Source organism: Oleiphilus sp. HI0061 (assembly GCF_001635675.1).
The window spans coordinates 1-327 of the sequence record NZ_LWFE01000861.1 but is presented as its reverse complement, the minus strand read 5'-3'; the positions used below and the strand labels follow the sequence as shown (position 1 = coordinate 327).

1 pseudogene is annotated in these 327 nt (G+C 50.5%); it reads left to right on the top strand.

The features are described 5' to 3' along the window. Positions 1 to 327: pseudogene (locus A3735_RS30770) on the top strand (hypothetical protein); the annotation flags it as partial.

The window sequence follows — 327 nt, the reverse complement described above, 5'->3', positions numbered from 1 at the left end:
CATGCACCGGTTCGACCTGCGCCCGGCTCTGTCGATCAGCCGATTACTACACCGGACTTAAATCGCAGAGGCGATGTATTCAGGGTGCCCAAGTCGGACTACATTACCAGGTTGGATCGAGGTTACAAGCGCAACCGCTTTATCGAAAAGCACAAATACTTTAGTGAAGTGTCTTGGGATGACGACCACTACTACTGGGATTACCAGAAGATGCGTCGTGAATTTGGTGTAGATGAAATGGGGACACCTGGCCCGGTTGGTTTACCAGCGACACCACACCCATGGTGTACATCGAATACTGAGGAGGTTTCAGATTTGGTTCAGTAC